We start from the raw sequence: 25,778 nt of genomic DNA on the forward strand, positions 1-25,778 counted from the left end.
GCCGAATGCTGTTCGACCGCACACGCTGACCGAGAAGCCCAGCCGACCAGGTCACGAGTCGGCATTCGCCGGCCGAACCACCCTCGCGGCGGGCCGATTGGTGCTAGTTTCCGCGGTAGCCCACCGATGGAGCTTCCGATGAGTAGCAGCGCGCGATCGTGGATTCGGGTGGTCATCGCCTTCCTGGCGGTCGTCGTGTCCGGAACAATGTCACTGCCGACCTACGGCGAAGCCACCGCCGCCCCGGTACCGCAGGGCACCGCACCCGGCCCCGCGTGTGCGTGGCAGTTGATGTCCAACAGCACCGACCTCAACGTGGCATTCCCGGACGTCAACGCAACCTATTGGATACTCCCCTACGCGCTCGGCGGCGGTGATTCAATCCAGCTGTCGGGCCGATACCCGCAAGCCCGCTACTTCTCGCTGAACACCTACGGAACCGACTTCAATACCGTAGACACTTTACGGGACAGCCAGATCCAGCCGGACCCGGGCAGCAACAACCCGTATTCGACCACCGCAGGCGCGGGCTCCGGCGACACGTGGCACGCCACCGTCGTACCCGGTGCGGCCGATCACTCGCGCAACCAGATGCGCGGCGTGCGTGCCGGACAGAGCACGCCCATCGGTTTCCTCATCATCCGTGTCTATGTGCCCGATGACCCGCGATCGCTGAGCGGTGGCGTCCAATTGCCTACGGTCACAGTGAAGCTCGGCGGTTCGTCGACAGTCCTGCGCCCATGCGCCACCCCGTTCAACCCGCGCGACTACTCCGGACCGGTCTCCGCCGCCCTGACCGCGGTCTTCGACCGGGTGATCGGTCAGGCGGCGTCGGGCTCCTTCCCGTCGAATGCCCCGGAGGCGAAGTTCATCAACCCCGCGTCGACGTCAGGCCTGTTCCCCAACGGCGACAACAAGTACATCGGCGCCGGGATGACCTACCGCAAGGGCCGAGTGCTGGTCATCCGAGGGAAGGCGCCGACCTTCCCGAACACCCGGGTAGGTCAGTCTCCGACCACCCCCGGGCCGGCGATGCGGTACTGGTCGATGTGCCAGAACGACAAGGTGACGCCCTATCCGGTCGTCGCCTGCGCCGCCGACTTCCAGACACGTCTCGACAGCAGCGGCTATTACACCTATGTGGTGGCGGCGACCGCGGACATGTCCCGATCGCCGGACCCGACGATCACGATCATCAACTGGGGTGACACGTCCATACCCACCAAGGTCGTCTTCATCCGAAATATGCTGCCCTCGAACGACTTTTATCCCTATTCGGTACAGGCATCCCAGGCCCGGCACACCGATCCGGCTGTCACCATGGGCGAGTACTATCCACGCGCCGCCTACTGTGACGTCACGGTGTTGCGCACCCGCGGCTGGCGGGCCTGCTATCCGAACTGACACCGACAGCACCCCCGGCCAGGGTTCGCGGGAACCGCTCAGCCGACGTGCTGAATCCGCGCGAACGGCTTCGCCGCCTCGAGTTCATAGGCGATCTCCAGCAGGGTCCGCTCATCCCCGAGGTCGGCGCTGAAGTGGATGCCGATCGGCAGACCGCCGTCGGACCGACCCAATGGCAGACTGATGGCCGGTGTGCCGGCCGTGTTGTTGGCCGGGGTGAACGCGACGTAGCGGATCAGCCGGTCGAAGATCTCGTCGAAATCGCCTGCCGGATCCAGATATCCGATCTGCGGTGTCACATGCGAGAGGGTCGGGCTCAGCACCAGGTCGAAACGTTCGTGCATGCCACGGAACGCTGCCGTGGATCGCTTGAGGCCACGGATCGCTCCGGGCAGCCGCCAGAATCCGCGCAGCGCCCGCCGCGACAGACCGCGGGTGAACGGATCCAGCTGCGTACGGTCGAACCCCTTATCGATATAGCGCTTGCCGAGCCGATCGATCGAAAAGGCCAGGAGCGCCCAATAGTCGATGAAGTCCGTGATGTAGTCGCGGTCGACCGGCAGCGGCACCATCTCGGTGCGGTGTCCGAGACCTTCGAGCAGTTCGGCCACCGCGATGACCTCGCGCTGGGTATCGCGGTCGAGTAACTGACCGGTGATCGGTTCGGTGATCAGCGCAATGCGCAGTCGTCGTTCTGCCGGCCCCGTCACCAGCCCCACCGGATTTAACCCTGTTGCCGGACGCACACGTTCGGTGTCGGCGAGAAAGTAGGCGGTGTCGCGGACCGTCCGGCTGACGATGCCGTTGGAGATGATGTCGATCGGCGCCGCCTCACCCTCGACGGCCGGCGCCACCCGGTCGCGGCTGGGTTTGAGGCCCACCAACCCGCAGGCGGCCGCCGGGATACGGATGGACCCGCCACCGTCGTTGGCGTGGGCGATCGGCACCGCCCCGGCCGCGACCAGCGCAGCCGAGCCACCCGAGGACGCCCCGCACGAATAGTCCGTGTCCCACGGATTGCGGGTCGGTTCGCGGTCGACGAATTCGGTGGTCGCGGTGAGCCCGAAGGCCGGCAGCGTCGTCGCACCCAGGACGTTGACCCCAGTGCCCAGCAGTTGGTCGGTGAAGGCCTCGTTCTTCGTCGCCGGATACTCCGGTACCGCGGCCGAGCCGTGCCGGTTCGGCAGTCCGGCGTATTCGGTGTTGTTCTTGATCAGCGTCGGTACCCCGGCGAATGCGCCACCACCGAAGTCACCGACGGCAGCACGGGCACGCGCGCGTTCCCGATCGTCGTAGGCGATCGCATTGAGCCGGGGGTTCACCACGTCGATCCGGGCCAGCGCGGCCTCGGTCGCCTCGGCCGCCGACATCTCGCCCGCGGCGATCGCCGCGGCCACTCCGACCGCATCCAGATCACCGAGACAGTCGTCGCCGAACGCATGGACCCGTTTCATGTCGCTCCTCCACCCATGGAGCAGAGCGTAGGCCAAGCTCAGACGGGACTGTCGGACATCGAGATCACGTCGGCGACGAGCCTCGCCGCGAACGCGTCGTCGACCCGCATCCCGAACGCGGCGTGGTGATAGAGCGGAGCGATGACGTGCACGAGGATCTGATCGGCGGTCGGCGACCGCTCGCCGCGTCCCTTCGCGGCAGCGACGATGGCGTCGGCCTGACGGCGTCGGATCTCCCAGCGCGGACATTCGTCGACCACCTCGCTGCGGGCCCAGATCATCGCCCGCAAGTACTTGTGCCGGCGCGGCGTGGCGAGGTCGGCGGCGATTCGTGTCGCCCAGGCAGCCAGATCGGAGGTGACCGCGCCGGTGTCGGGGACCGGTTCTTCGGCGGTCAGCACCTCGATCGCGACCTCTTCCAGCAGAACGTCCATCGACCCCCAGCGCCGGTAGACCGTCGACGGCGTCACCCCGGCGAGGTCGGCGACGTGGGGAATGGTGATGGACTCGGCGGGCTGACCTTCGAGCAGGGCACCGACCGCCGTGTACACCGCGACGCGGACACGTTCACTGCGGCCACCGGGGCGTCGCTGAGGCCCCGAACCGTCACCCGGAGAGGTATTCGTCGTCATGATCCGACCATTATTGCAAAGATCGTTGCGTTTGCCCGCGGGTTTGGTTACCGTCCTGGTTGAGATCGGCGTCACCGTGACCCCTGTGCGCGCCAACGCCGGTCCTCGACCGTGAATCCTCCACTGCGCACGCGAGTTCGCCAGTACCCGCGTGAGCACCTGGAACCGAGGAGTAAGACTTCAACCATGCATCTCAAGTTCAGTCCTGAAGAAGAAGCATTCCGCGACGAACTGCGCACCTTCTTCACCACCCAGGTGCCCAAGGAAGTCCGCGACCGCAACGCGGCGGGAGCACTTCGTTACCCCGACGACTTCATCACCACCCAGCGCGTACTCAACGAGCACGGCTACGCAACCCCGGCCTGGCCGGTCGAATGGGGCGGCCGGGACTGGACCCCCATCCAGCACCACATCTACCGCGAGGAGATGACCCTCGCGTCGGTACCCGATCTGCTGCCCTTCAACACGGGCATGATCGGCCCGGTCATCGCCCAGTTCGGGTCCCAGGAGATGAAGGAACGCTTCCTCGCCAAGACCGCGAACCTCGACATCTGGTGGTGCCAGGGCTTCTCGGAGCCGGAAGCCGGTTCTGACCTGGCCTCACTCAAGACGCGCGCGGTCCGCGACGGCGACCACTACGTCATCAACGGCCAGAAGACCTGGACCACCCTGGGCCAGTTCGCCGACTGGATCTTCTGCCTCGCCCGCACCAACCCGGATGTGAAGAAGCAGGCCGGGATCAGCATGTTCCTGTTCCCGATGGACACCCCCGGCGTCGAGCTGCGGCCCATCCAGCTCATCGACGGCAGCTACGAGGTCAACGAGGTCTTCTTCAACGACGTCCGCGTGCCCGTCGAGAACATGGTCGGCAACGAGAACGAGGGCTGGACCCAGGCCAAGTTCCTGCTCGGCAACGAGCGCAACGGCATCGCCCGCGTCGCCTACACCAAGACCAAGCTGGCCCGCGCCAAGGAACTCGCGCGCGCGACCAGCACCGGCCGCGGCGGCACCCTGCTCGATGACCCGCTGTTCGCCACCCGCCTCGCCGAACTCGAAAACGAGTTGCTGGCACTGGAACTCACCCAGCTGCGGGTCGTGGCATCGTCTGCCGACGGCAAGCCGAACCCGGCATCGTCACTGCTGAAGCTGCGCGGCAGTGAACTGCAGCAGGCCGCCATGGAACTCCTCGCCGACATCGCAGGCGCGGATTCCCTGCCCGTCGCAGGTCTGGACGCCGGCGCCGCCAACGGCACCGCCGAGGTGGCGTCGCCGGAGTGGGCGCAGCTGAGCGTGCCGACCTACCTCAACTATCGCAAGGTCACGATCTACGGCGGATCCAGCGAGGTCCAGCGCCAGATCATCGACAAGGCCGTCCTCGGCCTCTGACGACTCCCACCTTTCGTACTCACGTTCTCAAGAACAAGGAACACCATGGATTTCGAGCTCACCGAAGAGCAGGTCATGCTCCGCGACACCGTGCGCGATGTGCTGACCAAGGCCTATGACGTCGAGAAACTACGCGCGGTCACCGACACCGAACTGGGCTGGGACAAGTCGGTCTGGAAGTCGCTGGCCGACATCGGCATTCTCGGCCTGACCTTCCCCGAGGAGGACGGTGGCGCCGACGCCGGCCCCGTCGAGTTCGCCTCCGTCATGACCGAGATCGGCCGGGCGCTCGCACCCGAACCGTATCTGGACTCGGTATTGGTACCCGGGTCGCTGCTGTCCGCCGCCGACGCCGAGACCCGCGCCGAACTGCGCGGCGCCCTGGCTGCCGGTGACCTGCTGATGGCCTTCGCCCACCACGAACCCGGTGACCGCTGGCCCGTCAACAAGGTCGAGACCACCGCAGCCCCGGACGGCACCCTCACCGGAACCAAGAGCCTTGTCGGACACGGCGATTGCGCCGACAAACTGATCGTCTCGGCCCGCGACGCCGACGGCATCGGACTGTATCTGGTCGACGTCGACGCCGAGGGCGTCACCCGCACCGCCTACCGGACCCACGATCGTCGGCGCGGCGCCCAGTTCGACTTCGCCGGCACCCCCGCCAAGCGTCTCGGCACCGGCGACCAGGCAGGCATCATCGCCGACGTCGAGGTGGGTGTGCAGACCGCGCTGTGCGCCGAAGCGGTCGGCGCGATGGAACGCAGCATGGATCTGACCACCGAATACCTCAAGACGCGCAAGCAGTTCGGCGTCCCGCTGGCCGCCTTCCAGGCCCTGACCCACCGGGCCGCCGACATGTACGCCAAGCTCGAGCAGGCCCGTAGCCTCAGCATCTACGCGACCGCGACGCTGGCCGAAGGCATCGCCGATCCGATCGTCGCCTCCCGGGCGAAGCTGCAGATCTGCCGGTCGGGCCGCCTTATCGGCCAGGAGGCCATCCAGATGCACGGCGGTATCGGCGTGACCGCCGAATACCCGGTCGGACACTATGTCTCCCGGCTCACCGCGATCAGCCACACCCTGGGTGACGCCACCGACCACCTGACACGACTGTCGGAGAACCTGGGTACCTACGAATCGATCAGCGTCGGCTGACAATTCGCCTACGAGGACCCCGCCGGTGCCACCGGCGGGGTCCTTGTGCTTGGCGGGTCCGTGTGTCGGGAGGCCTTCTACCCGGGGGTCATGCCGCCGCCCAGGCCCGGGCGGCGTCCGAGGGTGGCCCACGCCGCGATCAGCCGGGCAGCCCCCACACTTTCGCGAGAAGTTGGTGCGAGCGCTTCCGAGCCTCGAAATCGTGTGTGACGCTGGTGATGACGAGTTCATCGGCGCCGGTGACCCGCGCCAGGGTGTGCAGGTGCTCGGCCACCGCGTCGGGGTCGCCGACGAACTGGGTGCGCAACCGATCGTCGACGACCCGACGCTGCTCGTCGGTCAGCGCGGGGGCGGTGCCGGGATCGCGATAGGCGCGGGCGCCGTGGCCGGTGCGGATGTCGTGAACCCAATGCCCGTAGGTGGATGCCAGGTGGCGGGCGGTGGCATCGTCGTCGGCGACCACGACATCGGCGGACACCACCACATAGGGCTGCGCGAGCCGGTGCGACGGTACAAAGGCACCACGGTAGGCCTCGATCGCGTCCAGGACGGTCGCCGGGCTGACGTGATAGTTCGCGACGAACGGTAACCCGCGCCGCCCGGCGACCTGCGCGCTCTCGCCTGCACTACTCCCGAAGATCCACAGCTCGACCTGCGCACCCTCCCCGGGGACGGCTCGCAGTGCCACGTCGTCGACGGTGTAGTCGCCCGCGAGTAGCGACTCGATGTCGCCGACCACCCCGGCGAACTCCGGTGGCTGCGCGCCGGGAAACTCCAGTGCGGCCGCACTCGCCCCGATCCGAGGGGAGGCCAGCAGGGTTTCCACCGGAAACCGCTCCGGGATGAGCAGACCACCGACGACGTGTTCGGGTGCCGAGGGCGGCGCGACCGTACCCGCGCGGACCTGGACGCGACGCTGCCCGGACCGGCCGAGACCGAGATCGAGACGGCCCGGATACAACGCATCGATCGTGCCGAAAGCCTCGACGACGGCCGCGGCCCGATGATGGCCGGTCTGCACCGCGGCGCTGCCCACCCGAATACGCCGAGTCGCGGCCGCGACGAGCGCGATCAGCGTCGTCGTCGAAGAACTGGCCACCGCGGCGAAATGGTGTTCGGCCAGCCAGAAGCGGCGGTATCCGGCGGCCTCGGCAACCTGGGCCAATTCGACGGCGTTCCCGACCGCCTGCGCCGGGGTGCCGCCTTCGACGATCGGCGCGAGGTCGAGCACCGACAGGGGGATCGTCACCGTTCACTCACGACGCCGAGCCGACCAGCGCGTCGGCAATCGCGGCCGGGTCGTGCCCGCCACCGCAGTGACACACCGCCTCAGCGCAGAGCGCGGTCGCGCCCACGGATTCCGGGGACAGGCCGTCCACCGCTCGAAGCAGATATCGATGCCGGTCGTCGAGCATTCGGATCAACCACGACATGACAACCTCCCGCGATTCGACGTCAGGTATCGGGGCCGAAGAACCAGTAGGCCCCACTCGGGGTGCGCCGGACAGGGTTGTACCCCCGCTGATCCGATCGTCGGCACCGGGAGTCATCGGCGGTGGCGGCGACGTTGCCGCCGATATGACGCACCCATCCCCATTCGTCGCCGTCGCCCTGCGTGGCACCGGCTGGCATCCGGCCGCCTGGCGCGACCCGAGCGCCCGCCCCACGGAACTGCTGAGCCCCCGCTACTGGACCGACGTCGTGGCCGCCACCGAGGCCACCGGCGCCGACCTGCTCACCCTCGACGACGGATTCGCCGCCCGCCCCGCCGACCCGCACCTCGACAATCCCGGGCGCACGGACGTGGTGACCGGCCGCGGCGATTCGGTACTCATCGCGGCGCGGGTCGCCCCCACGACCAGCCGGATCGGCATCCTGCCCACCGTGACCACCACCCATACCGAACCGTTCCATACCGCGAAATCCATTGCGACACTGGACTACATCGGGTATGGGCGGGCCGGCGTACTACTCGACGTCGACCCACAGCCCGACGGGGCAGCCCTGTTCGGGCGTCGCGATCCCGCGGAACTGACCACCGACCACCTCTACGCCGAGGCCGACGAATACGCCGACGTCTTGGGTCTACTCTGGGATTCCTGGTCCGACGACGCCGAGATCCGCGACATCACCACCGGTCGGTTCGTCGACCGGAACAAGCTGCATCACATCAACTTTCGTGGGCGATACTTCTCCGTTCGCGGCCCGTCCATCACCCCGCGGCCACCCCAGGGCCGGCCGGTCATCGCAGGAGCCGTCGAACTCGCCGGCGGGGCGTCGGCGAACCAGGAGTCGGCGCCCGCACACCTGGCGCGCACCGACGTCGCGTTCATCGCCGCCACCGAACCGGCCACCGCCGCCCGCGGCGCGACGCAGATCCGATCGTCGGCGACCGGCCCGGGACAGCCACCGATCATCTTCGCCGACCTACTCGTCCACCTCGACGAATCCGCAGCGGCGGCGCGTGCCCGACGATCCCGCCTCGACGACCTCGCCGGATTCGAATACACGGGCGGTGCAACCGTTTTCGCGGGAACCCCGGCCGACCTGACCAGCGCCATCGCCGAACTGACCGCGCCCGGAACCGGCATCCAGGGCGTTCGGCTCCGCCCCGCGTCCATCCCCGACGACCTCGCCGCCCTGGCCGGCTTCCACCGTCCTATCAGTGACGCCTCCGCGACCACGCTGCGCGCACGACTCGGCCTACCGCGGGCCGAGAACCACTTCGACCAGACCGCCACCCTCGGAAGCAGCCGATGACCATCCCCAAGCAGGTACACCTCGCCGCCCACTTCCCCGGCGTCAACAACACCACCGTGTGGAGCGATCCGGCGGCGGGCAGCCACATCGAATTCGAATCCTTCAGCCACTTCGCGCGGACCGCCGAACGCGGCCTGTTCGACTTCCTGTTCCTCGCCGAAGGCCTACGCCTGCGCGAACATGCCGGCGAGATCTACGATCTCGACGTCGTCGGACGACCCGACACCTTCACCGTCCTCGCCGCCCTGGCCGCCGTCACCGACCGCCTCGGACTGGCAGGCACCATCAACTCCACCTTCAACGAACCGCTCGAGGTGGCCCGCCAGTTCGCCACCCTCGACCATCTGTCGGAGGGACGCGCCGCGTGGAATGTGGTGACCTCGTGGGACGAGTTCACCGGGCAGAACTTCCGGCGGGGCGGCTACCTCCCCGAATCCCAGCGCTACGACCGCGCGCGCAGCTTCCTGCAGACCGCGACCGAACTGTGGGATTCGTGGCCGGAGAACGCGATCCGTGCGGACAAGGAATCCGGTGTCTTCCTCGATGACCCGGCCGCAGGACTCTTCGACCACGTCGACGGGCAGTTCGACATCCGGGGCCGGTTCCCGGTACCGCGGAGCCCGCAGGGCCGACCGGTGATCTTCCAGGCCGGCGACTCCGCCGAGGGCCGCGACTTCGCCGCGAGCAGCGCCGATGCCATCTTCTCCCGGCACTCGACGCTGGACGCGGGCCGCGAGTTCTACGCCGACGTCAAGGGCAGGCTGCCCGCCCACGGTCGTCGCGCCGAGGACCTGCTGATCCTGCCTGCCGCCTCCTTCGTACTCGGCGACACCGACGCCGAGGCGGCCGAGGCCGCGCGGGCGATCCGGCTCGCCCAGGTCAGTCCGCAGACCGCGATCGTCTTCCTCGAACAACTGTGGAACCGCGACCTCTCCGACCACGACCCCGACGGCCCGCTGCCCGCGATCGACCCCATCCCCGGCGAGAACACCATCAGCCGGGGCCGCGCGAGCGTGCGCATCCACCGCGATCCGCGCGCGGTCGCCGCCGACTGGCGCGCGCTGGCCGAGGCCAGGCAGCTCACCACCCGCGAGCTGATCATCGAGGTCACCGGACGGCAGACCTTCGTCGGATCACCGCGGTCGGTCGCCGCCGAGATCAACAACCTCGTCCAGGCCGACGCCGCCGACGGTTTCATCCTGGTCCCGCACATCACCCCGGGTGGCCTCGACCGGTTCGTCGACGAGGTGGTCCCGGAGCTGCAGGAACTGGGCGTCTATCGCGAGGAGTACCCGGGCGTCACCCTGCGGGAGAATCTCGGACTGGCCCCGCACACCGGACACTCGGCGGTTTCGTCCGCGTAAGCGGCGCACGGCTCGATAGGGTTGCGGCACGGGTGATCACCCGTACGCGTGGACGACACGCGGACGCCGAACGGGAGATGGACGCCGATGATCGAACAGCTGCGCGACAACCTGGCCCATGCCTCATCGTTCAGTCTGGTCGGCATCGCGCTGATCCTGCTCGGCTACCTCGCCCTCGACGTCGTCACCCCCGGACGTCTGCGGCAGTCGGTGTGGGGAGAACACAATCGCAACGCCGTCATCCTGACCACCTCGATGGTCATCTCGGTGTCGCTGGTGCTGATCTGCTCCGTCATCGACACCGCGGCCCTGGAACTGTGGCGGGCACTGCTGTTCACCATCGCCTACACCGTGCTGGCGATCGCGGTGATGATGTGGTCGTTCGTCCTCATCGACTGGCTCACCCCCGGAAAGCTCGGCAGCCTGCTGCTCGACGACGACGAACACCCCGCCACCTGGGTCACCGCCGCCGTCTTCGTCGGGATCGGCGCGGTCATCGGCGTCACGCTCCTCGTCTGACCCTGCCCGCCGGACGATGTCGACAACGCTTATTGACGCATAGCCAATAGGGCTTTAGGGTGCATCCATGGCCCTCCCCCTCATCGAAGAGTCCATCGACATCAACGCCACACCCGAGCAGGTGTGGACGGTCATCTCCGACCTCAAGCGCATGGGTGAATGGAGCCCGCAGTGCCTGAAGATGATCGTTCGCGGACCCGTCGCCCTCGACACCAAGACCATCAACTTCAACCGCCGTGGCGCGCTGGTCTGGCCGACGACCGCGAAGGTGGTGCAGTTCGAGCCGAATAAGCGCATCGGATTCCGCATCAGCGAGAACAACACCGTGTGGAGCTACGAGATCACCCCGGCCGAAGCGGGCGGCGTCACCGTCACCGAACGTCGCGTGGCCGTCAACGGCCAGACCTCGAAGGTGTCGGCCTTCCTGGTCGACAAGGTCCTCGGCGGCAACGACACCTTCGAAGCCGAACTCAAGGTCGGGATGGCCGAGACCCTCGGCAAGATCAAGCGGGCCGTCGAGAACTGACCCCGACAGAACCACCACTCTTGGACAGAACCACCGGTTTGAAACCGGTGGTTCTGTCCATTTGTGGTGGTTTTGCGGGTGCGGCGGTCAGCCGTTGAGCCGGTCGTACAGCGCGGGCAGGTCGGCGACCGAATCGATGATGTGGTCGGGCACCGGCCCGAACTCGTCCCGCTGCAACTCACGCAGCGCATCGGCACGGAACTTTCCGGTCCGCACCAACACCCCGATCAGCGCCGACGCCTGCGCGCCCAGCACGTCGTTGTGCATATCGTCGCCGACCATCACCACCTGATTCGGTTCGAGCCCCATCAGATCGACCGCGGCCCGGAAGCCCACCGGAGACGGTTTGCCGACCGCCTTGATCTTGCGGCCGACCGCCTTCTCCAAACCCTCGAGGTACACGCCGGTGTCGATCTTGAGTCCCTGCGCGGTGGACCAGGTCATCGAGCGGTGCATCGCGACCACCGGCACCTTCGCGATCATCAGCTCCAGCACCGTCGACAAAGCGTCGTGGGTGAACACCGATCCAGCCCCGCCCAGGACGACGACCTGCGCCGACGCCGGGTCGTCGGTGAGCTCGACGCCGGTCATATCCTCGGCGATCGGCCCCTGATTGAGCACCCACACCCGTTTCCCCGGGTAGTTCGCGGACACGTATTCGGCGGTCAGCTTGGCCGCGGTGAGGATCTCCTCCGGCGCCACGTCGAACCCGCATTTGCCCAGCGCACACGCGATCTCGGTCCGCGACCGAGAGGTGGTGTTGGTCAAGAACATCCGGGGCACACCCCGCTCGTCGAGTGTTGCCAGCGCATCGACGGCGCCGGGCAGCGCCTGCCACGAGGTGACCATCACCCCGTCGATGTCGAGCAGCAACCCCAATGTCATGGATCCGAATGTAATCGGGTCGCCTCCGGGCCGCTGGTCGAGATGTCGCCGGAGCGGGACGCGACCGTAGTGAACCCGCGACCCCGATGGCAGCATGGGCGTATGCGATCGGTATCCGAACATCAGCGCATCGTCGCAGCGCTGTTCGACGCCCCCGACCCCGTCCTCCGACCCCCCGCACAGGCACTCGGCTCGGCGACCATCGAGGCGGTGACCGCGCCGATCACCCTGCCCGGCTTCGACAACTCGGCCATGGACGGATACGCCGTACGAGCCGCCGACATCGTCGGCGCCACCCCCAACCATCCGGTCCGCCTGCCCGTCGCCGAGGACATCCCGGCCGGACGCACCGACGAACTGACCCTGGCCCCCGGCACCGCGCACCGCATCATGACCGGTGCAGCAGTGCCCGACGGCGCCGATGCGGTGGTGCCGGTCGAGTACACCGACGCCGCCACCACGACCGTCACCATCACCGGAGCCGTCGACGTGGGTAAACACATCCGTCGGGCCGGATCCGACATCACCGCCGGAGCGGAGGCGCTGCCGGCCGGGCTGGTGCTCGGAGCACCGCAGATCGGCCTGCTCGCGGCCCTCGGCATCGCCGACGTCGTCGTCGGGCGGCGGCTGCGGGCCGTGGTGTTGTCCACCGGATCCGAACTGGTCGCCGCGGGCACCCCGCTGCGGCACGGCCAGATCTACGAATCCAACGGCGCAATGCTGACCGCGGCCGTCACCCTGGCCGGCGCGGACGCCGAGCACCTGCACTTCGTCCCCGACGACACCGGCGATTTCCTGGCACGCCTGGACTCGGTCGCCGACGACGCCGACCTGATCATCACCTCCGGCGGGGTCAGCGCGGGCGCCTTCGAAGTGGTCAAGGACGCGCTCACCGGAGGCGGCACCGTCGACTTCGTCAAGGTCGCCATGCAACCCGGAATGCCGCAGGGCGCAGGCACCGTCACCGCACCCAACGGCCGCCGGGTGCCGATCATCACGCTGCCCGGTAACCCGGTCAGCGCGCTGGTCTCCTTCGAGGTGTTCATCCGGCCCGCGCTGCGCACCGCCATGGGCCTGCCACCCGACCGTCGTCGGATCACCGCCCGGCTGGGCGCGCCGATCCGCTCGCCACAGGGCAAACGACAGTTCCTGCGCGGCGTCCTGCGCGCCGACCCGGCCGGGCCGGTCGTCGAGCCGATCGGTCCGCCCGCATCCCACCACCTGCGGTTTCTCGCCGCCGCCGACGCGCTCATCGACATCCCGGTCGACGTGACCGAGTTGCCCGCCGACGCCGCGGTCGAGGTGATGGTGCTCGACGACTGACGGTGGCCCCGACGGGGACCGCGAGCGGCGTCGCCGCGTTGAACGAACCCCGCCACCGCGAACGAGAACGGCTCGGCCCACGCCCTCTAAGCTGTACGACGTGCCGACCGGCATACGCACGACGATCGGCCCGAACGGGCCCAACAGGAGGTAGACGGTGGCCAGACGTCCACGGCCGGACGGCACAGGTGATCTCGATCCCCTCGCCCACCTGGTCGAGTTGGCCAAGCAGACCATCCCGCCGATCCACCGCGCCGGTCTCCCCTTCGTCGTCGGCCCGGCCGCCGTCGCCGTGCTGGGCCGCAGACATCGCTGGATCGCGCGCCCCGCCGCACTCACCGCGGGCGCCTGCGCAGCCTTCTTCCGCCACCCCAAGCGGGTCGCACCGACCGGTGCGGGCATCGTGGTCGCCCCCGCTGACGGCACCGTCGCCCTCGTCGATGAGGCCGTGCCGCCGCCCGAGGCCGGTCTGGGTACCGCACCGCTGCCGCGCGTGTCGACCTTCCTCTCGATCTTCGACGTGCACGTCCAGCGCGCGCCGATCGCCGGCACGGTCACCGGCGTCACCCACACGCCGGGCGCGTTCCTGTCCGCAGATCTGCCCGCGGCCAGCACCGACAACGAACACACCACCATGACCATCCGCTGCGCCGACTCCACCGGCGTCGAAACGGAGATCGCCGTCGTCCAGATCGCCGGACTGATCGCCCGCCGCATCGTGTGCGAGCCGAATGTCGGCGACCAGCTGAACATCGGGGATACCTACGGTCTGATCCGCTTCGGTTCGCGCGTCGACGTCTACCTACCCGCGGGAACCGTCCCGAACGTCGCGGTTGGGCAGCGCGCGGTCGGCGGCGAGACCGCCCTGGCCGTCCTGGGCCGGCCGAGCTGACACGATGATGATGGTCCGCAACCGCGCCAGCCGCTCGTCGCGTCAACCGACCAGCCGCGTCGCAGGCAGCATCCCCCGCGCGACCTCCGCTGGCCGCAGCCCCGCCGAACGCAACCGCCTGCGTAGGCAGGCCGCGGCGGGCCGAATGTTCGTGCCGTCGGCGCTGACCATCCTCGCCATCTGTGCCGGTCTCACCGCGATGCGCGCGGCGTCGACCGGCGACATCAACACGGCGATGGGCCTGGTGGTGGCCGCCGCTCTGCTCGACGGCATCGACGGCCGGGTCGCCCGGCTGATGGGTGCGACCACCCGGATCGGTGCCGAGATCGACTCGCTGGCCGACGCGATCAACTTCGGCGTGGTGCCGGCGATGATCGTCTACTTCCATCTGCTCAACGGCGAAGATCTCGGCTGGGCCCTGGCACTGATCTACTGCTGCGCCATCGTCCTGCGGTTGGCGCGGTTCAACACCCTGCTCGACGACGATGACGCGCCCGCCTACACCCGGGACTTCTTCGTCGGCGTACCCGCGCCTGCGGCCGCGATCGGTGCGCTGCTCCCGATCGGACTGGCCCAGCAGTTCGGCGACGGCTGGTGGACCTCCCCGGCGGCGGTCGGCGGCTGGCTGGTCGTCGTGGCGCTGCTCGCGGTGAGCCGGGTGCCGACCGCGTCTCTCAAGGCGGCGAAGGTCGCACCCAGCGCGCTGGCCGCACTGCTCATCGTCGTCGCGGTCGCGGCCGCGTTGCTGCTGACCTACCCGTACGTGCTGATGATGATCGCGATCGCCGGTTACGCCGCACACATCCCGTTCGCCTGGCGGTCGCGCCGGTGGGTCGCCTCGAGACCGGAGTTCTGGGATGAGCGGCCGGCCGAACGTCGGGCTCAGCGTCGTGCGATCCGCGCCGACTCCGGCCGCCGACGTCCGGTGATCAAACTTGGCCAAGGCCGCCTCGGCCTGCACAAACCCGCAGGCCACCGCACCGATCCCGAAGGCGAGACCAGATGACCGCACCGGCCGGTTTGACCCTCACCGCCCGGCTCAATACGTCCGCCGCCGATGCGCGACGCGGCATCGTCCGGGTACACCCCGAGGTGCTCACCGCGCTGGCGTTGCGCGAATGGGATGCGGTGTCGATCACCGGCGCACGGGTCACGGCGGCGGTGATCGCGGCCGCCGACGCATCGGTGCCCACCGGCGCAGCGCTGCTCGACGACATCACCTTCTCCAACGCCGGGGTCCGCGAGAACGCGGCCGTCGTCCTGGCACCGGTCGTCGTACACGGCGCGAGCCGCGTGATCGTCAGCGGTTCGGCGCTGGCCTCGGGTTCAGTCGACGAGACCACACTGCGCCGCGCGCTGCTCGGCAAGGTCCTGTCGGTCGGTGACGCGGTGTCGCTGCTGCCCCGCGACCTCGGTCCCGAACTCGCCGCCACCGAGGCGACCCGATCGCTGGCCCGGTCGGTGGGGATCACCTGGACCAACGAATTGCTGACGGTGGCCGGGTCGGACCCGGCGTCGCCGGTGAGCGTGCAACCCAACACCGCGGTCCTGTGGGCCGGAAACACCGGCCGCGTCGACGCGGTCGCCCCGACAACCCGGGCCGACGCCGGTGCCCCGACCGTCGGCACAGCCTCGGCCCCGAACCCGGCCCCGAACGCGACGACACCGAGCCCGCCGGTCCCGGTGCGGCCGGTCGCCGAACTCGTCGGCGTCGACACCCAGATCACCAAACTCACCGAGTGGCTGACCATCACCCTCGACGAACCGGAAGTGCTGCGCACCCTCGGTGCCGCCCCGCGCCTCGGGGTGCTCATCAGCGGTCCGGCCGGCGCCGGAAAGGCGACGCTGGTGCGGTCGGTGTGCGCCGACCGTCAGCTCGCCGTCGTCGACGGACCCACCACCGGCGCATTGGAGGCGACCGCCCGGCTGCGATCGGTGACCGACGCGATCGGCGCGCTGCCCACCGGCGGGGTGCTGCTGATCACAGACGTCGACGCCCTGCTGCCCGCCGACCCCGAGCCGGTGGCGACACTGATCCTCGACGCGCTGCGCACGACGCTCGCCGACGGCCGGGTGGCACTCATCGCCACGACCGCCGAACCCGCTCGTCTCGACGGCCGGCTACGCGACCCCGACCTGTGCGACCGCGAACTGATCGTCGGGCTGCCCGACGCCGCCACCCGCGCCCGCCTGTTGTCGGCGATCCTGAAGGGCGTCCCGGCCGACGGCGAACTGGACCTCACAGCTGTCGCGGCCCGCGCACCCGGCTTCGTCGCCGGTGATCTGGCCGCCCTCGCCCGTGAGGCGGCGTTGCGTGCCGCCGCCCGCGTCACCGCGAAATCCGCTACACCCGAAGATGATTCGATCGAACCTTCCCTACGGACCGACGATCTGCTGGGCGCACTCACCGTCATCCGACCGGTGTCGCGGGGCGACTCCCCGGAGGTCGCGCTCGGCTCCATCACCCTCGACGACGTCGGCGACATGGTGGAGACCAAGCAGGCCCTCACCGAGGCGGTGCTGTGGCCACTGCAGCATCCCGACACCTTTGCCCGGCTCGGCGTCGACCCACCGCGCGGCGTGCTGCTGTTCGGCCCGCCGGGATGCGGCAAGACCTTCGTCGTCCGCGCGCTGGCCGCGTCGGGCCAGTTGTCGGTGCACACCGTCAAGGGCGCCGAACTGATGGACAAATGGGTCGGGTCGTCGGAGAAGGCGGTCCGCGACCTGTTCGCACGGGCCCGCGAATCGGCACCGTCGCTGATCTTCCTCGACGAGGTCGACGCCCTCGCCCCACGCCGGGGCCAGTCCAGCGATTCCGGGGTGTCGGACCGGGTCGTCGCGGCGCTGCTCACCGAACTCGACGGTGTCGAACCGCTCCAGGATGTGGTGGTGCTCGGCGCCACCAACCGCCCGGATCTGATCGACCCGGCCCTGTTGCGTCCCGGCCGACTCGAACGGCTCGTCTTCGTGCCGCCGCCGGACGCCGACGCCCGAACCGACATCCTCACCACCGCCAGCCGCAACGTCCCGCTCGCCGACGACATCGACCTGCACACACTAGCCACCGACCTCGACGGCTACTCGGCGGCCGACTGCTCGGCGCTGCTCCGGGAGGCAGCGCTGTCGGCGATGCGACGCAACATCGATGCCGCGACGGTCACCGCCGAAGATGTCGCCACCGCCCGCGACCGTGTTCGGCCCTCCCTGGACGCCGCGCAGGTGGAGAATCTCCGCGCCTACGCCGAGCGCCGGATCGAGTAGCTCACCCGTTCAGCGCGCCGACACCTGGTAGATCACCGACGCCGTCCCGCCCGCGGCCTGCGGGGACACCCCGACCACGACCGTGAAGGTGGTGTCGCCCTTGCGCGCGGTGAGCGTCGCCGTCCGTTCGGCGCCGGCATCGTCGCGGGAGTTCACCTCGTAGCCGTCGTCGGTCAGCTTCGTCACCGCCGCGTCGAGTTGGTTGCCGCCGTTGGCCGGACCCTGCATCGTGACGATCCATCCGTGGTCGGCGTCGCCGGTGGCGCTGAGTACCGTGCCGTCGATCAACGGCACCTCCGAAGTCGGGAAATCCGCAGGCAGTGGCGCCCCCGGCGGGGCGGATTCCTCGGCCGTGCCACACCCCGACACCACACCTACGAACGCCATCATCGCCACCGCCGCCAGCAGTGCTCGTGCCAGCCAGTCGAACCGGAACATGTGAGCAACGGTAAGCTAGGTGCGCGGGCAGTCGTCCGTGACACCCCGCCGGTGACGAAAGACGGAGTGCCCTTTTGATTTCTGTGTTGGCTGCGTTGACAGTCTGTGCTGTCCTCGCGCCAGCCGTGATCCACGCGTTGGGCACCAAGGGTTTCTACGTTCTCGCGCTCGCACCCGCAGGTGGTCTCATCTGGGTGATCGCCAACTGGCCCCCAGCCGATCCCGCACAGGCCCGCGTCGAAACCCTGGAATGGGTGCCGAGTCTGCATATGGACATCGTCACCCGCTTCGATACCCTCGCCGCCATCTTGTCGGTGTTGATCCTCGGCGTCGGCGCGCTGGTGCTGTGCTACTGCGCACACTACTTCGACAACGCGCGTCGTCGGGTCGCGATCTTCGGCGGCGAGATGATCGCGTTCGCGGCGGCGATGTTCGGCCTCGTGGTCTCGGACAACATGCTGGTCCTCTACGTCTTCTGGGAGCTGACGACGATCCTGTCGTTCATGCTCGTCGGCTTCTACGCGGTCCGCGCCACCGCCCGCCGCGCCGCCACCCAGGCCCTGCTGGTCACCACCCTGGGCGGTCTGGCAATGCTCGTCGGCATCATCATGCTGGGTGAACGGTCGGGCACCTATCTGCTGTCCGAAGTGCTGGCCGACCCACCCGCGTCGGGAACACTGGTCGACGTCGCGATCGTGCTGATCCTCATCGGCGCGCTGAGCAAGTCGGCCATCGTCCCGTTCCACTTCTGGCTGCCGGGTGCGATGGCCGCCCCGACCCCGGTCAGCGCGTACCTGCACGCCGCGGCCATGGTGAAGGCAGGCATCTATCTGATCGCCCGCCTCGCCCCCGCCTTCGCGACGACCACCAGCTGGCATATCGCCGTCGTCGTACTCGGTTCGTTGACGATGGTGCTCGGCGGCTGGCGTTCGCTGCGCGAACTCGATCTGAAACTCATCCTCGCCTTCGGCACCGTCTCCCAGCTCGGCTTCATGGCGGTGCTGGTCGGTATCGGTGACGCGAATGTGGCGATGGCCGGCCTGACCATGCTCGTCGCCCACGCGATGTTCAAAGCCGCACTGTTCATGGTGGTCGGCATCATCGACCACTCGACCGGTACCCGCGACATCCGCAAACTGGCCCGTCTCGGACAGCGGCTGCCCGTCCTGGCGGTGATCGCCGCCGTCGCCGGTGCCAGCATGGCCGGACTGCCCTTCACCTTCGGCTTCATCGGTAAGGAAACCGCCTTCGGGTCGGTGTGGACCACCGGGTCGTTCACGTCCTGGCAGGCCGAGACGATCGACATCGTGCTGCTCGTCGGCTCGATCATCACCTTCGCCTACACCTGCCGGTTCCTGTGGGGCGCCTTCGGCCGCAAGGTGCGCAGCAAACCCAGCCCGGCGGTGGCGAAGATGCATCCGCCCGGCGCACTGTTCCACCTGTCGCCTGCGGTACTCGCCGTCGGCGGTGTGATCTCGGCCTTCGTCGCAGGCAGTATCGGCAATCTCTTCGAGCCGTATGCGCAAACCCTGCCCGCCTACGGTCACGAGATCGAACATCTGTCGATGTGGCACGGTTTCGGGCTGCCGGTGGTGTTCTCGATCGTGGTCGTCGTCGGCGGTGCGGCGGTGTTCCTGGTCGCGCGCCGGATGCGGGAACAGCTGTTCCGCTACCGACCGCTGGTCAACGCCGACCGCATCTACGACGCCACGCTGCGCGGCGCGGACACGCTGTCGCTGATGTTGACCCGCAACACCCAGCGCGGTTCGCTGCCCATCACCCTCGGCGTCATCCTGACGACCGCGATCGTGTTGCCGCTGATCGTGCTGTTCTGGGGTGCGCGCGACCGGCTCGACGTCGACCTGTCGACCACCGCGGCACAGGCCGTGATCGGCGGCATCATGGTCGCGGCCGCCCTCGCGGTCACGGTGCTGCGCAACCGGCTGGCGGCGACCCTGATCGTCGGGATCACCGGCTATGGCTGCGGCATGCTGTTCGCGCTGTTCGGTGCACCCGACCTGGCGTTGACCCAGTTCCTGGTGGAGACGCTGACCCTGGTCATCTTCGTGCTGGTGCTGCGTAAACTGCCCGCCGAACCCGAACCGCGTCACGCCACCGGTTTCCAGCCGCTGCGCGCGCTGATCGGCGTCGCCTTCGGGTTGTCGCTCGTGGTGATCGGCCTGTTCGCCGCTGCCGCCCGGTCCACCGAACCCCTCCATGTCGATCTACCCGAGGCCGCCTACGACTTCGGCCACGGCGCCAACGCGGTGAACGTGCTGCTCGTCGACATCCGCGCCTGGGACACCCTCGGCGAGGTGTCGGTTCTGATCGTCGCCGCCACCGGCGTCGCCTCGATGGTGTTCCGCAACCGCCGGTTCGGGGCCGCGCCACGCGTCGCCGACGCCACCCGCCTCGCCGGAGCCGCCAGCTTCGCGACGACCGAGGACGACGATCCGATCCCGCCCGACCGCACCACCTGGCTACTCGGCAGCGGCCTGCGCGATCCACGGCACCGTTCGATGGTCCTGGAGGCGACGACCCGACTGATCTTCCCGACGATGGTCGTGCTGTCGGTGTACTTCTTCTACGCAGGCCACAACGCTCCCGGCGGCGGTTTCGCCGGCGGTCTCACCATGGGTCTCGCCCTGGTGCTGCGCTATCTGGCCGGTGGCCGCTACGAACTCGGCGAGGCACTGCCCATCGAACCGGGCCGCATCCTCGGAGCCGGTCTGGCCATCTCCGCGACGACCGCCTTCGTCTCCATGCTGGCCGGCGCCCCGGCGCTGAGCTCGTCGGTCTTCACGATCACGGTGCCCGTCCTCGGCGACATCAAGCTGGTCACCGCCCTCTTCTTCGACCTGGGCATCTATCTGATCGTCATCGGGCTGGTCCTCGACATCCTGCGCAGCCTCGGCGCACGCCTCGACGTCGAGACCGCGGTGCCGGCCAACAGCATGCTCACCAACCAGCAGTGGGTGAACCGATGACCGTCAATCTGCTGCTACTCGTCGTGATGGGTGTGCTCGCCGCCTGCGGCGCCTATCTGCTGATGGAACGCAGCCTGGTCCGTATGCTGCTGGGGCTGCTGCTGTGTGGCAACGCCCTCAACCTGCTGATCATCGTGGTCTCCGGCGGCATGGGTAATCCGCCGATCATGGGCCGGTCCCCCGATGCCCGATCCAACGACGCCGATCCGCTGGCGCAGGGCATGGTGCTGACCGCCATCGTGATCACGATGGGTGTGGCCGCCTTCGTGTTGTCGCTGGTCTACCGCCTGTTCGTGATCAACCGCGACGACGACGACGTCGAGGACGACACCGAGGACGTGAAGATCCTGTCCGGTTCGCTGGACACCGCACCCGACCGCGACCGCAGCGACGACCCGGTCACCCTCGCCGACACCACCGCAGGCGACTTCTTCGACGACGAGGGCAATCCGCTGACCCCAGAGGAAGCCGCTCAGCACCGCGCCGAACGGCTGGAAACCGACCTCATGCCGACCGACTCGGATGTGATCGTCGAGATCGATCCCGACGACAACGACAACGACAACGACAACATCTCCCCCGAGGGAGGTGAGCGCCGATGACCCCGTCCACCTCGTGGTTCCCGGTCCTGATCACCCTGCCGACGTTGGTGCCGCTGCTCGCGGCCGCCCTGACCCTCCTGCTCGGCCGCAGCCCGCGTTTCCAGCGTGTGGTCACCATCGGCGCCATCGGCACCGCCTTCGTGGCGTCCTGTCTGCTGCTGTACCTGACCAACGAACACGGCACCTGGGCGCTGAACATCGGCGGCTGGGGCGACAAGGGATTCGGCAACGGCCCGCTGGGCATCACCCTGGTCGTCGACCAGTTGTCGGCGCTGATGCTGGTGGTCTCGACGAGTGTGCTGCTCTGCGTCGTCGTCTACGCGATCGGCCAGGGTATCCGCGACGGCACCAGCGAACAGCCGACGTCGATCTTCCTGCCCACGTACCTGATCCTCACCATGGGCGTGTGCAACGCCTTCCTCGCCGGTGACCTGTTCAATCTGTACGTCTCCTTCGAGGTGTTGCTGGCGGCGAGCTTCGTGCTGCTGACCGTGGGCGCCAGTCCCGAACGTGTCCGGGCGGGCGCGTCGTATGTGATGGTGTCGATGGTGTCGTCGCTGATCTTCCTGGCCGGCATCGCCTTCGCCTATGCCACCACCGGCACCCTCAACCTGGCCGAGATGGCCACCCGCCTCGATGACGTCCCGGACGGCACCCGCAACGCGCTGTACGCGGTGCTGCTGGTCGCCTTCGGCATCAAAGCGGCGGTCTTCCCGCTGTCCGCCTGGCTGCCCGACTCCTATCCGACCGCCCCGGCCCCGGTCACCGCGGTGTTCGCCGGGTTGCTGACCAAGGTCGGTGTGTACGCGATCGTCCGCGCCCACACCTTGTTGTTCCCGGGCGGATCGATGGACACGATGCTGCTCATCGCCGGTCTGCTCACCATGATCGTCGGCATCCTGGGTGCCATCGCCCAGTCCGACATCAAGCGGCTGCTGTCGTTCACCCTGGTCAGCCACATCGGCTACATGGTGTTCGGGATCGCGTTGTCCTCCCAGATCGGCCTGTCGGCGGCGATCTACTACGTGGCCCACCACATTCTCGTGCAGACCACCCTGTTCCTGGTCGTGGGTCTGATCGAACGGCAGGCCGGGTCGGCGTCGCTGCGACGGCTCGGCGGTCTGATCGCCAGCCCGGTACTCGCCGGACTGTTCCTCATCCCGGCGCTCAATCTGGGTGGTATCCCGCCGTTCTCCGGTTTCATCGGGAAGGTCGCCCTACTACAGGCCGGCGCCCAGGACGGGTCGGTGCTGGCGTGGGTGCTGGTCGCGGGTTCGGTGATCACCAGCCTGCTGACGCTGTATGTCGTCGCCCGCGTGTGGACCAAGGGTTTCTGGCGTCCACGCGCCGACGCCCCGGAGGGTGACCTGGCCGACGCCGCACCGTCGGCACTGATCGACGAGAGCACCGACATCGCCTTCGACGATCGCGACGACGTCGGCCGTATGCCGATCACGATGGTGGCCCCCACCGCGGTCATGGTCGCCGCCGGGCTGGTGCTGACGCTGTGGGCGGGCCCCATCCTCGGTTTCACCGACCGGGCCGCAGACGACATCATGGATCGCAGCGTCTATGTCGATGCGGTCCTGGGCGGAGGTGAACCCCGATGAGCGACAGCGCAGAACGCACACCGGCCACCGCCACCCGACGACCGGTCCGAAGCTTCCTGATCAACGCCTGGCGGCTGTCGCTGCTGTTCCTGCTCTGGAATCTGGTGCGGCTGTTCGTGTGGACGCGCAATCATGTGCGGCTCCCGCGCTGGTTCGGCTCCGACTTCCGCGAAGTCGCCGTCCGGCTGTGGACCATCGCCTGGCTCGCCTTCGTCTGGGTTCTGCTGTGGGGCACCCTGTCCTGGGCGAATGTCCTCGGTGGACTGTTGCTCGCCGCGGCTGTGCTGACCGTGCTGCCGTTGCCACGGGTACCCGTCGAGGGCCGCATCCACCCGTTGTCGGTGCTGCGGCTGGTACTGCGCCTGATCTACGACTTCATGGTGTCGAGTGCCCAGGTCGCCTGGATGGCGGTCCGGCCCGGACGTCCACCGTTGGGCGCGGTGATGCGGGTCCGGCTGGCCATCAAATCCGACATGGTGCTGACCCTGGCCGTCGACTACCTCAACTTGGTTCCCGGCACGATGGTGCTGGAGATCGACCATCGGCGTCGCATGTTGTACATCCACGTCTTCGACGTTCGTTCGGAGAAGAAGGTGCGCGCGTTCTACCGGCAGATCGCCTATGTGGAACGGACCTTCGTGCAGGCCTTCGAGCGCGACAGCGAATGGCATCCGAGCCCGTATCACGGCATCGACGACGACTTCCACGGCGGCGTCCGCCGCACGATCGACCGACCGACCACCGAAGGGAGCCAGACATGACCGTCGTGTGGATCGTGACCGCATCGATGCTGGCGCTATCGGCGGTGCTGACCACCGTCCGCATCCTGATGGGTCCCACCACCCTGGACCGACTGGTGGGTATGGATGTGCTGATCGCGCTGTGTATGTGCGGTCTTGCGCTGTGGGCCGCCTTCAGCGACGACTCCACCGTGGTCGCCTCGATCGTCGCGCTGTCGTTGCTCAGTTTCACCGGGTCGGTCGCGATCGCCCGGTTCCGGGTGCGGGACGACCAGACATGATCGTCGACATCGTCAGTGCGACGCTGCTCCTGCTCGGCAGCACGATGGCGCTCACCGCCGCCATCGGTCTCGTCCGCTTCCCCGACACGCTGAGCCGGATGCACGCCGCGACCAAACCGCAGACGCTGGGTCTGGTGCTGATGCTGATCGGCACCATGATTCGCGTCGGCGAGCGCGCCGACGTCGGCATGCTGATCCTCGCCGGCCTGTTCGCGCTGATGACCGCACCGGTCGTCGCCCACCGGATCGGCCGGCTCGTCTACCAGGAGCAACGCGCCCGCGACGGGCTCATGGACCGCGCCGACATGGAGGTCGGCGACCGCGACTAGAGCGGTTTCGTAGTACAAGCCAGCGCAGAATGCGTTGTCGTACTACGAAATCGGGTGGTTCAGAGTTCGGCGACCACCGAGGCGACCACCGATCGCATGTCACCGGTCCGGGCGTGCACGGCGCGCTGCCGCTGATAGCTGGCGCCGTTGGCGATGATGTCGGCCACCCGGGACAGTTCCGTCACGCAGTCGAGTTCCCGGGCGATCGGCTGCAGCCGTTCGAGCAGGTCTGCGAGGTCGTCGGTGACCAGCCGTTCCGAACATTCCCGGTCGAGGATGACGATTGCGTCCAGGCCGTATCGGGCGGCCCGCCACTTGTTCTCCTGGACCAGCCACGGCGCCATCGTCGGCAGGGTCTCCCCGGCCTGCAGCCGACGATCGAGATCGACGACGAGACAGTGGATCAGCGCGACCACCGCAGACAATTCCGCCACGTTGGTCATCCCGTCGCACACCCGGACCTCGATCGTCCCCAGGTGCGGTGAGGGCCGGATGTCCCAGCGGATCTCGTTGAGGTGGTCGATGATGCCGGTCGTCTTCTGATCGGTGACGAACTTCTCGAACTGCGCCCACGTGTGGAACTGGAACGGCAGGCCCGCGGTCGGCAACTGCTGGAACATCATCGCCCGGTTGCTCGCGTAGCTGGTGTCCTGTCCCGACCACATCGGCGACGACGACGAGAGCGCCAGCAGGTGCGGGTAGTAGTTGAGCAGCGCGTCGATCACCGGCAGCACCCGATCGCGATGGCCGATGCCGACGTGGACGTGCACGCCCCAGATCAGCATCTGCCTGCCCCACCACTGGGTGCGTTCGATCAACTCCGCGTAGCGGTGCCCCTCGGTGAGCAGCTGCGTCGACCATTCCGCGAACGGATGGGTTCCCGCGCCGTACAGGTCGACGCCGAGATCTTCGGTGAGCTTGCGCACCACCCCGAGGGTGCCGCTGAGATCGTCGATCGCCTCACCGGTGGTACGGCAGATACCGGTGACGAGTTCGACGGTGTTGCGCAGCAGTTCCTTGTGAATCTTGCCCGCATGGTCGGGGCAGTGGTCGGCGACCGCACCGAAGAGTGCGGCCGCCGAGTTGGACAGGTCACCGGTGACCTTGTCGGTGAGTGCGAACTCCCATTCGACGCCGAGCGACGGTGTCGGCGACGACTCGAATGGGATCGGAGTCACCAGCATGTCAACCCCCAGAGGTGATCACGACCGCATACACCGACGATCG

At 68.2% G+C, this 25,778-nt stretch carries 24 protein-coding genes; 17 read left to right on the plus strand and 7 right to left on the minus strand.

Going from position 1 to position 25,778, the window contains the following annotated elements:
• The first annotated feature begins 138 nt into the window (after window positions 1–138).
• Window positions 139–1,404: a hypothetical protein gene (locus QSJ18_RS09490; protein ID WP_462476031.1), complete on the plus strand. Its 1,266-nt coding sequence runs from the start codon at window positions 139–141 to the stop codon at window positions 1,402–1,404.
• Window positions 1,405–1,442: 38 nt separating this feature from the next.
• Here QSJ18_RS09490 and QSJ18_RS09495 read toward each other — a convergent pair whose 3' ends face one another.
• Together QSJ18_RS09495 and QSJ18_RS09500 are read right to left on the minus strand one after the other, a co-directional pair.
• Window positions 1,443–2,858 (minus strand): amidase, encoded by a 1,416-nt coding sequence (locus tag QSJ18_RS09495; protein WP_286326141.1) that lies wholly within the window; start codon window positions 2,856–2,858, stop codon window positions 1,443–1,445.
• Between the two features lie 38 nt (window positions 2,859–2,896).
• Entirely contained in the window at window positions 2,897–3,490 is a 594-nt protein-coding gene (locus QSJ18_RS09500) for a TetR/AcrR family transcriptional regulator (protein ID WP_286326142.1), read from the minus strand.
• Window positions 3,491–3,676: 186 nt separating this feature from the next.
• On the opposite strand from QSJ18_RS09500, the gene QSJ18_RS09505 reads away from it, so the two are divergent.
• Together QSJ18_RS09505 and QSJ18_RS09510 are read left to right on the plus strand one after the other, a co-directional pair.
• Entirely contained in the window at window positions 3,677–4,876 is a 1,200-nt protein-coding gene (locus tag QSJ18_RS09505; protein WP_286326143.1) for an acyl-CoA dehydrogenase family protein, read from the plus strand.
• 45 nt (window positions 4,877–4,921) lie between these two features.
• Window positions 4,922–6,034, plus strand: coding sequence for an acyl-CoA dehydrogenase family protein (locus QSJ18_RS09510; protein ID WP_286326144.1), 1,113 nt, complete (start codon window positions 4,922–4,924; stop codon window positions 6,032–6,034).
• Window positions 6,035–6,173: 139 nt separating this feature from the next.
• Here the strand turns inward: QSJ18_RS09510 and QSJ18_RS09515 are convergent, their stop codons facing one another.
• On the minus strand, window positions 6,174–7,283 hold the full coding sequence (locus QSJ18_RS09515; protein WP_286326145.1) for an LLM class flavin-dependent oxidoreductase: 1,110 nt from the start codon (window positions 7,281–7,283) through the stop codon (window positions 6,174–6,176).
• 7 nt (window positions 7,284–7,290) lie between these two features.
• Complete coding sequence (locus QSJ18_RS09520; protein WP_286326146.1) at window positions 7,291–7,467, minus strand: hypothetical protein; 177 nt, start codon at window positions 7,465–7,467, stop codon at window positions 7,291–7,293.
• Window positions 7,468–7,612: 145 nt separating this feature from the next.
• Here QSJ18_RS09520 and QSJ18_RS09525 point away from each other — a divergent pair, with 145 nt between their 5' ends.
• The 4 genes from QSJ18_RS09525 (at window position 7,613) to QSJ18_RS09540 (ending at window position 11,203) form a co-directional block, all read left to right on the plus strand.
• Complete coding sequence (locus QSJ18_RS09525; RefSeq protein ID WP_286326147.1) at window positions 7,613–8,794, plus strand: LLM class flavin-dependent oxidoreductase; 1,182 nt, start codon at window positions 7,613–7,615, stop codon at window positions 8,792–8,794.
• Entirely contained in the window at window positions 8,791–10,158 is a 1,368-nt protein-coding gene (locus QSJ18_RS09530) for an NtaA/DmoA family FMN-dependent monooxygenase (protein WP_286326148.1), read from the plus strand. The genes QSJ18_RS09525 and QSJ18_RS09530 overlap by 4 nt, the downstream gene beginning before the upstream one ends.
• Window positions 10,159–10,248: 90 nt before the next feature.
• Window positions 10,249–10,677, plus strand: a complete 429-nt coding sequence (locus tag QSJ18_RS09535) for a DUF350 domain-containing protein (protein WP_286326183.1) — start codon at window positions 10,249–10,251, stop codon at window positions 10,675–10,677.
• A gap of 67 nt (window positions 10,678–10,744) precedes the next feature.
• Window positions 10,745–11,203: an SRPBCC family protein gene (locus QSJ18_RS09540; protein ID WP_286326149.1), complete on the plus strand. Its 459-nt coding sequence runs from the start codon at window positions 10,745–10,747 to the stop codon at window positions 11,201–11,203.
• An 87-nt stretch (window positions 11,204–11,290) separates the two neighbouring features.
• Here the strand turns inward: QSJ18_RS09540 and QSJ18_RS09545 are convergent, their stop codons facing one another.
• Complete coding sequence (locus QSJ18_RS09545; RefSeq protein WP_286326150.1) at window positions 11,291–12,088, minus strand: HAD-IIA family hydrolase; 798 nt, start codon at window positions 12,086–12,088, stop codon at window positions 11,291–11,293.
• Window positions 12,089–12,190: 102 nt separating this feature from the next.
• Between QSJ18_RS09545 and moeA the strand changes: the two genes are divergently transcribed.
• From moeA to QSJ18_RS09565, 4 genes are all read left to right on the plus strand, one after another.
• The gene (gene moeA, locus QSJ18_RS09550; protein WP_286326151.1) at window positions 12,191–13,411 is read left to right on the plus strand and encodes a molybdopterin molybdotransferase MoeA; all 1,221 of its coding nucleotides are present in this window, start codon (window positions 12,191–12,193) and stop codon (window positions 13,409–13,411) included.
• Between the two features lie 157 nt (window positions 13,412–13,568).
• The gene (locus tag QSJ18_RS09555) at window positions 13,569–14,303 is read left to right on the plus strand and encodes a phosphatidylserine decarboxylase (RefSeq protein ID WP_286326152.1); all 735 of its coding nucleotides are present in this window, start codon (window positions 13,569–13,571) and stop codon (window positions 14,301–14,303) included.
• A 7-nt stretch (window positions 14,304–14,310) separates the two neighbouring features.
• Complete coding sequence (locus tag QSJ18_RS09560) at window positions 14,311–15,309, plus strand: CDP-alcohol phosphatidyltransferase family protein (protein WP_462476037.1); 999 nt, start codon at window positions 14,311–14,313, stop codon at window positions 15,307–15,309.
• Window positions 15,306–17,564 carry an AAA family ATPase gene (locus tag QSJ18_RS09565; protein WP_286326153.1) on the plus strand — a complete coding sequence of 753 codons (2,259 nt, stop codon included), beginning with the start codon at window positions 15,306–15,308 and terminating at the stop codon, window positions 17,562–17,564. Before QSJ18_RS09560 ends, QSJ18_RS09565 begins: the two co-directional genes overlap by 4 nt.
• A 9-nt stretch (window positions 17,565–17,573) precedes the next feature.
• On the opposite strand, the gene QSJ18_RS09570 is transcribed toward QSJ18_RS09565, so the two are convergent.
• Entirely contained in the window at window positions 17,574–18,002 is a 429-nt protein-coding gene (locus QSJ18_RS09570) for a hypothetical protein (RefSeq protein WP_286326154.1), read from the minus strand.
• A gap of 74 nt (window positions 18,003–18,076) precedes the next feature.
• Here QSJ18_RS09570 and QSJ18_RS09575 point away from each other — a divergent pair, with 74 nt between their 5' ends.
• Genes QSJ18_RS09575 through mnhG form a run of 6 tightly spaced genes read left to right on the plus strand, consistent with a single transcriptional unit; the run spans window position 18,077 to window position 24,551 of the window.
• On the plus strand, window positions 18,077–20,989 hold the full coding sequence (locus QSJ18_RS09575) for a Na+/H+ antiporter subunit A (RefSeq protein ID WP_286326155.1): 2,913 nt from the start codon (window positions 18,077–18,079) through the stop codon (window positions 20,987–20,989).
• Complete coding sequence (locus QSJ18_RS09580; protein WP_286326156.1) at window positions 20,986–21,591, plus strand: Na(+)/H(+) antiporter subunit C; 606 nt, start codon at window positions 20,986–20,988, stop codon at window positions 21,589–21,591. The genes QSJ18_RS09575 and QSJ18_RS09580 overlap by 4 nt, the downstream gene beginning before the upstream one ends.
• On the plus strand, window positions 21,588–23,201 hold the full coding sequence (locus QSJ18_RS09585; protein ID WP_286326157.1) for a Na+/H+ antiporter subunit D: 1,614 nt from the start codon (window positions 21,588–21,590) through the stop codon (window positions 23,199–23,201). The genes QSJ18_RS09580 and QSJ18_RS09585 overlap by 4 nt, the downstream gene beginning before the upstream one ends.
• Window positions 23,198–23,962, plus strand: coding sequence for a Na+/H+ antiporter subunit E (locus QSJ18_RS09590; protein ID WP_286326158.1), 765 nt, complete (start codon window positions 23,198–23,200; stop codon window positions 23,960–23,962). Before QSJ18_RS09585 ends, QSJ18_RS09590 begins: the two co-directional genes overlap by 4 nt.
• Window positions 23,959–24,222 (plus strand): monovalent cation/H+ antiporter complex subunit F, encoded by a 264-nt coding sequence (locus QSJ18_RS09595; protein ID WP_286326159.1) that lies wholly within the window; start codon window positions 23,959–23,961, stop codon window positions 24,220–24,222. Before QSJ18_RS09590 ends, QSJ18_RS09595 begins: the two co-directional genes overlap by 4 nt.
• Entirely contained in the window at window positions 24,219–24,551 is a 333-nt protein-coding gene (gene mnhG / locus QSJ18_RS09600; RefSeq protein WP_286326160.1) for a monovalent cation/H(+) antiporter subunit G, read from the plus strand. The genes QSJ18_RS09595 and mnhG overlap by 4 nt, the downstream gene beginning before the upstream one ends.
• Before the next feature lie 59 nt (window positions 24,552–24,610).
• Here the strand turns inward: mnhG and QSJ18_RS09605 are convergent, their stop codons facing one another.
• Window positions 24,611–25,729, minus strand: a complete 1,119-nt coding sequence (locus QSJ18_RS09605; RefSeq protein WP_286326185.1) for a glutamate--cysteine ligase — start codon at window positions 25,727–25,729, stop codon at window positions 24,611–24,613.
• Between the last annotated feature and the right edge of the window lie 49 nt (window positions 25,730–25,778).

The organism is Gordonia heveisoli, assembly GCF_030315745.1.
Taxonomy (GTDB): domain Bacteria; phylum Actinomycetota; class Actinomycetes; order Mycobacteriales; family Mycobacteriaceae; genus Gordonia.